The sequence below is a fragment of the Pantoea sp. ME81 genome (assembly GCF_903970985.1).
GTDB classification, from domain to species: Bacteria; Pseudomonadota; Gammaproteobacteria; order Enterobacterales; family Enterobacteriaceae; genus Pantoea; species Pantoea communis.
Map to the genome: position 1 here is coordinate 1 of NZ_CAJCKS010000182.1, position 9098 is coordinate 9098.

Annotated in this window: 8 protein-coding genes and 1 pseudogene; 7 read left to right on the forward strand and 2 right to left on the reverse strand. The window is 55.2% G+C overall.

Annotation, left to right across the window (positions count from 1 at the left end; translation table 11 throughout):
- A partial coding sequence (gene puuD, locus H7A81_RS22880; RefSeq protein WP_182058811.1) for a gamma-glutamyl-gamma-aminobutyrate hydrolase occupies positions 1 to 690 on the reverse strand: 690 nt, incomplete at its 3' end.
- Between the two features lie 213 nt (positions 691 to 903).
- On the opposite strand from puuD, the gene H7A81_RS22885 reads away from it, so the two are divergent.
- Positions 904 to 2319, forward strand: coding sequence for a glutamine synthetase family protein (locus tag H7A81_RS22885; protein WP_034824710.1), 1416 nt, complete (start codon positions 904 to 906; stop codon positions 2317 to 2319).
- A 359-nt stretch (positions 2320 to 2678) separates the two neighbouring features.
- Positions 2679 to 4034 carry an APC family permease gene (locus H7A81_RS22890; protein WP_058962044.1) on the forward strand — a complete coding sequence of 452 codons (1356 nt, stop codon included), beginning with the start codon at positions 2679 to 2681 and terminating at the stop codon, positions 4032 to 4034.
- A gap of 93 nt (positions 4035 to 4127) precedes the next feature.
- Here the strand turns inward: H7A81_RS22890 and ygbI are convergent, their stop codons facing one another.
- Entirely contained in the window at positions 4128 to 4889 is a 762-nt protein-coding gene (gene ygbI, locus H7A81_RS22895) for a DNA-binding transcriptional repressor YgbI (protein WP_045815211.1), read from the reverse strand.
- Positions 4890 to 5147: 258 nt separating this feature from the next.
- Between ygbI and ltnD the strand changes: the two genes are divergently transcribed.
- From ltnD to H7A81_RS22920, 5 genes and pseudogenes are all read left to right on the forward strand, one after another.
- Entirely contained in the window at positions 5148 to 6056 is a 909-nt protein-coding gene (ltnD, locus tag H7A81_RS22900; protein ID WP_166932098.1) for an L-threonate dehydrogenase, read from the forward strand.
- Positions 6057 to 6058: 2 nt separating this feature from the next.
- The gene (gene otnK / locus H7A81_RS22905; RefSeq protein WP_166932099.1) at positions 6059 to 7318 is read left to right on the forward strand and encodes a 3-oxo-tetronate kinase; all 1260 of its coding nucleotides are present in this window, start codon (positions 6059 to 6061) and stop codon (positions 7316 to 7318) included.
- Positions 7315 to 7941: an aldolase gene (locus H7A81_RS22910; protein WP_034824702.1), complete on the forward strand. Its 627-nt coding sequence runs from the start codon at positions 7315 to 7317 to the stop codon at positions 7939 to 7941. The genes otnK and H7A81_RS22910 overlap by 4 nt, the downstream gene beginning before the upstream one ends.
- The gene (locus H7A81_RS22915) at positions 7941 to 8720 is read left to right on the forward strand and encodes an HPr family phosphocarrier protein (protein ID WP_182058812.1); all 780 of its coding nucleotides are present in this window, start codon (positions 7941 to 7943) and stop codon (positions 8718 to 8720) included. The genes H7A81_RS22910 and H7A81_RS22915 overlap by 1 nt, the downstream gene beginning before the upstream one ends.
- Before the next feature lie 43 nt (positions 8721 to 8763).
- Positions 8764 to 9098: pseudogene (locus tag H7A81_RS22920) on the forward strand (ATP-binding cassette domain-containing protein); the annotation flags it as partial.

Sequence of the window (9098 nt, forward strand, 5' to 3'; positions counted from 1 at the left end):
GTGATCGGAGTGCCACTCCGGATGCCACTGCACCGCAAGTGCAAACGGGTGCTGGCGCAAACTCACCGCTTCAATCAGCCCATCAGGCGCACGCGCTTCAATACGCAGCTGCGGGCCGGGTTCGCGGATGCCTTGTCCATGTAGAGAGTTCACGGCAAAGGATTGCGCGCTGCCAAGCACCTGGCTCAACAAACCTTCCGCTTCAGGCTGAACCTCATGCACCGGCGCATATTGCTGTTCGAGCGGCAGCGCATCATCTTCACGATGCTCCTGAAACAGATGCGTCATATGCAGCTGGCGATACAGGGAACCCCCGTTGGCCACCACTAATTCTTGCAAGCCACGGCAAATACCGAAAATCGGCATCTTTTTGCCAATCGCATGAGTGATGATGCCGAAGGCGAGGCGGTCACGCGCCGGATCGGCATGCTCCTCTTTACCTTCTTCACCGTAATGCCAGGGTTCGATATTACTCGGGCTGCCGGTAAGCAAAATGCCGTCCAGCAGCGTCATACTGTTTTCTAATAGATGAGGGGCATGCATCAGTTGATGCGGCAAAGGCAAGGGAACACCACCGGCAAGCACGATGGCATCGAGATACTTATTGTGAACCGTTTGCCCGAGATGGCTGCCGATGTGGTTCTGACACATCACTACGCCAATCAAGGGTTTGTCAAAAATAATGCCCATAACGTCTCCGCGTTGCTGTTCAATATTTTCACCGTTTTTGCACATCCGGCCTGAAAAGTGTGCAATATAATGTCAATCTAGCAACCGGTTGTTCGTTCTTTCAACAGAATTGTTACATTTGCACACTTTTTGCGTTAGCGCTATGTTAGAAGAGTGGCTGTTATTTTGAGCATTGCGCGAACCAATACTAAACGGTAAAGGGCGGGTGGGAACATGACGAACCTCGTAGAAGTAGAAGACTTCACGCGGCACAGTGAAGAGAAACGAACAAGCGCGTTCCAGCTGGAGGTTAAATCCTGGCTGGAACGCCATCCTGAAACGCAGTATGTCGATATTCTTCTTAATGATTTAAATGGGGTCTTTCGCGGTAAGCGCATTCCCATCTCTGCATTGGCAAAACTGGAAAAAGGGTGTTACTTCCCGGCCTCGGTTTTCGCCATGGATATCCTTGGAAATACCGTCGAAGAAGCCGGACTCGGACAGTCACTGGGCGAACCCGACAACCTCTGTATCCCGGTTCCCGGAACTTTAATTCCTTCTGCCGCCGATCCTGAACGCATTGCGCAATTGCTGCTGACAATGTGTAACCAAGATGGCACTCCCTTTGACGTTGAACCCCGCAATGTCCTTAATCGCTTGTGGCAGCAGCTACGCAATCGAGGGCTATTCCCGGTGGTAGCGGTAGAGCTGGAGTTCTATCTGGTCGATAAAAAGCGCGATGCGGAAGGGTACATCCAGCCACCCTGTGCGCCGGGCAGTGACGAACGTAATATGCAGAGTCAGGTTTATTCGGTGGATAATCTCGACCATTTCGCTGATGTTCTGCGTGATATCGACGATATTGCCAAACAGCAGGGCATACCCGCTGATGGTGCGCTGGCGGAAGCCTCGCCGGGCCAGTTTGAGATCAATCTGCATCACACCCGTGATGTATTAAAAGCCTGCGATCATGCCATTTTGCTCAAACGTCTGGTGCGCCAGGTGGCTGAAAATCATGGCATGACAGCGACCTTTATGGCCAAGCCCTATGAAGAGTACGCGGGCAGCGGCATGCATGTGCACATCAGCATGCTGGATGCGGCCGATCATAATGCCTTTTCACTCGACGACGGTAGCGATTCGCCGCTGTTAAAACGCGCACTAGCCGGGATGATCGATTTAATGCCGGCTTCAATGGCGCTGCTGGCACCGAACGTGAATGCTTATCGCCGCTTCTTACCGGAAGCCTACGTGCCGTTACAGGCCTCCTGGGGGCACAACAATCGCACCGTTGCTTTACGTATTCCCTGCGGCGATGTGGATAACCATCGCGTGGAGTATCGTGTGGCCGGTGCGGATGCAAATCCTTACCTGGTCGTGTCAACAATTCTTGCCGGTATTTTGCACGGTCTGGATAATCAGCTACCCTTACCGCATGCGGTGCAGGGCAATGGACATGAGGCAGAAGGGTTGCCATTGCCGGTGCGACAGAGCGATGCGCTGTATGAATTCGAGAATAGCTATCCTCTGCAAAAACTGCTGGGTGAGCATTTCAGCGGCGTGTGGCACAGCTGCAAACAGAACGAGTTAATGCAGTTTGAACGGCTTATCACCGCCACGGAGATTGACTGGATGCTGAAGAACGCCTGACTCGCAGAAGAATTTCGCTAACGTCTTGTGCCGATGGCATAAGTTGGGGCAGAATACGTCCCCTGCAAAATACGAAACATAACCGACGCTTATCACGTCGGTTATTTTTTTGCAGATTGCAGTACACACACAAATTACCGAGGCCGGACACGCATCCGGATAGATAAATACTGACAACACGCGTTGTGCGTGAGATTTGAGGAAAACAAAGATGGGGCTGTTTACAATTGCACCGGCGCAAGCTGGTTCTCGCTTTCGTGATGATTACGGCGCGGCGACAATCGCAAACACTAATATCACTTCTCACTGCAGCACTTTGCGCAGTATCCCGCAGATCACCTCTGTTGGGGGCCTGAACAATGTCGCTTAACACCGCCGCACCACAGCGTGCACACCTGAAAAAATCCCTGACCTTGATCCCGGTTGTCATGATGGGCCTGGCGTATATGCAGCCAATGACCCTGTTTGATACTTTCGGTATCGTCTCTGGATTGACCGACGGCCACGTCGCCACCGCTTATGCTTTCGCGCTGATCGCGATACTGTTTACTGCCGTGAGCTACGGCAAGCTGGTACGCCGCTTCCCATCTGCGGGCTCCGCTTACACCTATGCTCAGAAGGCTATCAGTCCGCACGTCGGCTTTATGGTGGGCTGGTCATCACTGCTGGACTATTTGTTCATGCCGATGATCAACATCCTGCTGGCGAAAAGCTACTTTGAGACGCTGGTGCCGGGCATTCCGTCGTGGATTTTCGTGGTGTTGCTAGTGGCCTTTATGACCATCTCTAACCTCCGTGGTATCAAAACCGTTGCCAACTTCAACAGCGTGATCGTCGTGCTGCAGGTTGTGGTGATGGTGGTGATTACTGGTATGGTGGTTTACGGTGTGGCGCACGGTGTTGGCGCAGGAACATTGACCAGCAGCAAGCCTTTCTGGTCTGAGAATGCCCATGTGGTGCCGATGATTACCGGTGCAACCATACTTTGCTTCTCGTTCCTCGGCTTTGATGGCATCAGTTCGCTGTCAGAAGAGACCAAAGATGCAGAACGTACTATCCCGCGCGCGATTTTCCTGACCGCGCTGATTGGTGGTGTGATCTTTATCGGTGTGTCTTACTTCCTGCAGTTGTACTTCCCGGACATCTCGCGTTTCCAGAATCCGGACTCTTCACAGCCTGAAATCATGCTGTTCGTGGCAGGTAAAGCCTTGCAGATCGGCATCCTGATTTTCTCTGTGGTTACCGTACTGGCTTCCGGTATGGCGGCACACGCTGGCGTTTCCCGTCTGATGTATGTGATGGGCCGTGATGGCGTGTTCCCGCAGCGTTTCTTTGGCTTCGTGCATCCGAAATACCGCACGCCGTCGCTGAACGTGCTGTTGGTGGGCGCTGTGGCACTGCTGGCGATTAACTTCGACCTGGTGACCGCCACTGCGCTGATCAACTTCGGTGCGCTGGTGGCATTCACCTTCGTCAACCTGTCAGTGATTGCGCAGTTCTGGATCCGTGAAAAGCGTAACAAGACGCTGAAAGATCACCTCAACTATCTGGTGCTGCCAGTGATGGGTGCTTTGACAGTGGGTGCACTGTGGATCAACCTGGAAGAGACCTCGATGGTGCTCGGCCTGGTGTGGGCAGCGGTCGGTATTATTTACCTGGCGTTTGTTACTCGCACCTTCCGCAATCCGGTTCCGCAGTTCAGCGAAGAAGTGTAATTTTCGTTGCGCATTATGCGCAGCGGATAAAGACTTCGTGTCGTATGCAAAAGGTCGCCATATTGGCGACCTTTTGCTTTTAGACCAGCAAACTTAACCCGCCAGCACCAACTCCCAACTCCCCGCACTCAACGTCTCGCGTCCCGCTTTACTTAATTCTGTATCGGTTACGAGGGTATCGAAGCGCTCCAGCGGTAATGCCAGATGGGTGGCAATCTTGTTGTATTTCGAGCTGTCGCTCAACAGTACGCGCTTACTGCTGACATCGCTGGCCGCCAGCTTGACCGGCACCTTATCTTCATCCGGCGTAAACAAGCCGCGCGGCCCCCAGCAGGATGCGGAAATAAAGGCGATATCAATCGCCAGCATGCGCAGACTTCTCGCCGCCGCTTCGCCGACGCTGGAGCGATTCTCGCGACATACGGTGCCACCAGTGTGAATCAGCTTGCAGCCGCTGCTCTCCATCAATAAACGGGCGATTACGAAATCATTGGTGACCACCAGTAAATCGTCTCGCTCGACCAGTTCGCGAGCCAGCGCCAGCGTGGTGGTGCCTGCATCGAGATAAATGCAGCTGTTGCGGGGGATGTGGCGCGCAGCAAACTGACCAATCGCCATCTTTTCACTGCTGTACATGCTGGTTTTCGCCAGATGTGATGGCTCGGCCGCCAGACGATCGGCCGAGCGCACGCCGCCCGAAACCGACAGCACGGCACCTTGCTCCTCCAGTTTTTGCACATCACGGCGTATCGTCATATGTGATACGCCTAAACGCTCGGTCAGCTCGGCAATGCTCACCACGCCGCGTTCGGCAACCAGCGCTAAAATTTGTTGATGACGTTCTACCGGAATCACATCGCTCTCCCTGAATTACCAATTTTTCACATTGTAAGGCATCAATTCACAGCCTGCAGCACAATTTATCCCAGGCAAATGTTAGCAAACATCCCGCCAGAACAGGGTTCCCGCTGGGATTCAGAGGTGTGAATCGATGTTATATGCTGTGCGTGTAAGTTAATTTTTGTGATTTGCCGCACGTTTCTCCACCAGTAACTGCGGCAGAATTAACACCATTGAACAAAATATCACTTAAATTAACAACGGAGGTGTGCTGTGTCAGCAACCGTGAATAACATTGGCGTCATTGGTTTGGGTTCCATGGGCATGGGCGCAGCGCAGTCCTGTATTCGCGCTGGATTGAACACCTGGGGCGTTGATTTAAATCCGCAGGCGCTGGAAACCCTGCGCCAGGCGGGTGCGCGCGATGCACAGACTTCCGCTGCCAGCTTCGCGCAAGAGTTGGATGCCGTACTGCTGCTGGTGGTGAACGCCGCGCAGGTCAAAGCGATTTTGTTTGGTGAAACCGGTCTGGCGGCACAACTCAAGCCGGGCACCGTGGTAATGGTCTCTTCCACCATTTCTTCACAGGATGCACAGGCGATTGAACAGCAACTGGCACAACATAAACTGCTGATGCTGGATGCGCCGGTATCGGGCGGTGCAGCTAAAGCCGCCGTCGGCGAGATGACCGTGATGGCGTCCGGCAGCGATGAAGCCTTTGCCCTGTTGAAGCCGGTACTGGATGCGGTTGCTGCCAAAGTGTATCGCGTGGGCAGTGAAATTGGCCTGGGTTCAACGGTCAAAATCATTCACCAGCTGCTGGCGGGCGTGCATATTGCGGTGGGTGCAGAAGCGATGGCGCTGGCTGCGCGCGCAGGCATTCCACTCGACACCATGTATGACGTGGTGACCAACGCTGCGGGTAACTCGTGGATGTTTGAGAACCGCATGCGTCATGTGGTAGACGGTGATTACTCACCAAAATCTGCCGTCGATATCTTTGTGAAAGATCTCAACCTGGTGGCCGATACCGCGAAATCATTGCATTTCCCGCTGCCGCTGGCGTCTACCGCACTCAACATGTTCACCGAAGCGAGTAATGCTGGCTACGGCCGCGAAGATGACAGCGCAGTCATCAAGATTTTCAGCGGCATCACGCTGCCCGAGTCAAAGGAGAAGTAACCATGCGTTTAGGCGTGATTGCAGACGACTTTACCGGTGCAACGGACATTGCCAGCTTCCTGGTACAGAACGGTCTGCCTACCATTCAGTTCAACGGCGTGCCGGAAGGTCATGACGATGTGAGCGCGCAGGCGATTGTCATCAGCCTGAAGTCACGTTCTTGCCCGGCACAGCAGGCAATCGATCAGTCTCTGGCAGCGCTGGCGTGGCTGCAACAGCAGGGTTGCGATCGTTTTTACTTCAAATATTGCTCGACCTTCGACAGCACCGAACACGGCAATATCGGCCCGGTGACCGATGCACTGCTGGCCGCACTGGGCGAGACGCAAACGGTGATCTCACCCTCGCTGCCGGTAAACGGTCGTACCGTGTATCAAGGCTATCTGTTTGTTGCCGACCAGCTGCTGTCTGAATCGGGCATGCGTCATCATCCGGTGACACCAATGACCGACAGCAATCTGGTGCGTCTGATGACGCGCCAGGCGAAAGGGCAGGCGGCGGTGATCAATGCTGCTCAGCTGGACAAAGGCGCGGAAGCGGTTCGTGAACAGCTGGGTGAGCTGAAAGCGCAGGGCATCAACTACGTGGTGCTGGATGCGCTCAACGAGCAGCATCTGCTAACCCAGGGCGAAGCGCTGAAAGAAACCGTGCTGGTGACCGGCGGTTCCGGCCTGGCAATCGGTATCGCACGCGCCTGGGCCACTCAGCAGCAAAACAGCGATGCCGAGCAAGCCGGACGTCCACAGGGCGAACGTGCGGTGGTGATTTCTGGCTCTTGCTCACAGATGACCAATCGTCAGGTACAGGCTTATCGCCAGCAGGCGCCATCACATGAAGTGCTGGTTGAGCGCTGCCTCGACGATGCTGAAGGCTACGCGCAGGAACTGTGCGATTGGGTTGCCGCGAATAACCAACAGCCTCTTGCACCTTTGCTATTTGCCACTGCCGATGCCCAGCAACTGCAGGCAATTCAACAGCAGTATGGCGCGGCACGCAGCAGCGAAGCGGTTGAGCACTTGTTTGCCGCCGTCACCCGTGAACTGAAATCACGCGGCTGGCAGCGCTTTATCGTCGCCGGTGGCGAAACCTCTGGCGTGGTGGCACAAAGCCTGGGCGTAACGGCCTTCCACATCGGCCCGATGATCTCCCCTGGCGTGCCGTGGGTGCGTGACATCCAGCAGCCGCTGTCGCTGGCCCTGAAGTCAGGCAACTTTGGCGACGAACAATTCTTTGCCCGCGCACAAACGGAGTTTTCAGCATGACCGAACAACAAGCACGCGAAGAGATGGTGCAACTGGGCGCCTCCTTTTTCCAGCGCGGTTACGCCACCGGTTCAGCCGGCAATCTTTCACTGTTGCTGGAAGATGGCAATCTGCTGGCGACACCTACCGGCTCTTGCCTCGGCGAACTGCAGGCCGACCGCCTGTCAAAAGTGACGATGCAGGGCGAGTGGATTTCGGGTGACAAGCCTTCTAAGGAAGTGGCGTTTCACCGCGCGCTCTATCTAAACAATCCCGCCTGTAAAGCGGTGGTGCATCTGCACAGTCACTATCTGACGGCGCTTTCGTGCCTCAACGATCTCGACAGCGAAAACTGCATTCGCCCGTTCACGCCCTATGTGGTGATGCGCGTGGGCGATGTGCCGGTCGTACCTTATTACAAACCGGGTGATGACCGCCTGGCTGAAGATCTTGCGCAGCTCGCGCCACGTTACAACGCTTTCCTGCTGGCCAATCACGGCCCGGTAGTGGTGGGTAAATCGCTACGTGAAGCCGCGAATAACACTGAAGAACTGGAAGAGACCGCGCGTCTGATGTTCACGCTCGGCGACCGCTCTATTCGTTATCTGACTGATGGCGAAGTGGCGGAATTGAGGAATTACTGATGCCTAAGTTTGCAGCCAATTTATCCACGCAGTTCGGCGAAGTGCCGTTTATTGAACGCTTTGCCGCAGCGGCGAACGCCGGTTTCCGTGCCGTTGAGTTTCTGTTCCCGTATGACTATCCGGCCGAGGTGATCAAAGCCGAGCTGGAGAAACATCATCTGGAGTTGGTGCTGTTCAACACCGCAGCCGGAAACGTGCAGGCCGGGGAGTGGGGCGTATCCGCGATTCCTGGCCGTGAAGAAGAGGCGCGTGCCGATATCGATCGTGCGCTGGAATATGCACTGGCGCTCAACTGCCCGCAGGTGCATGTGATGGCGGCGACAGTGCCCAACGGTGCCGATCATGCCGCTTACGAAGAGACCTTTGTGCGCAATATGCATTACGCCGCTGAGCGTTTTGCGCCGCACGGTATTCGCCTGCTGCTGGAAGCGCTGAACCCGATGACGAAGCCGAACTATCTCTACTCCAGCCAGTATCAAACGCTGGCGATGATGGAACGTATCGATCGTCCGAACGTGTTTACGCAGTTGGATCTGTTCCATGCGCAGCTGGTGGACGGCAATCTCAGCCATCTGATTCGCGAGTACGCCGGGCGCTATCGCCATATTCAGATCGCTTCTGCGCCGCATCGTCACGAACCAGACGAAGGCGAAATCAACTATCCGTACCTGTTCAGCCTGCTGGATGAAGTCGGCTATGACGGCTGGGTCGGCTGCGAGTATTTCCCACGCGGTCGCACCGAAGCGGGCCTCGGTTGGTTCGCGCCCTGGAAACAATGATTAATCTGGCTACAACGACTGCGCATAGCGCAGTTGCTGCATCTTTCTGCCGCCTAATCGTCAGTTCGGGGCGGCGGTGCTGGAAGCCGAGCACATCACCTGTGTCAGTGCCCATGGCAATACGCTGGTGGACGATGTCAGTTTCAATGTGCGCGCCGGGGAGATCGTCGGCATTTATGGCCTGATGGGCGCGGGGCGCACCGAGTTGTTTGAGTGCCTGCTCGGCAGCCAGCGCAACTATCTCGGCAAACTGTGGCTGGACAGCAAACCGTTACCCACACGCTTGCCAACGGCCGAACGTATTCGTATGGGCATGAGCCTGGTGCCGGAAGATCGCAAACGGGCCGGTATTTTCCCGGTCTCCTCTGTGGCCAGCAA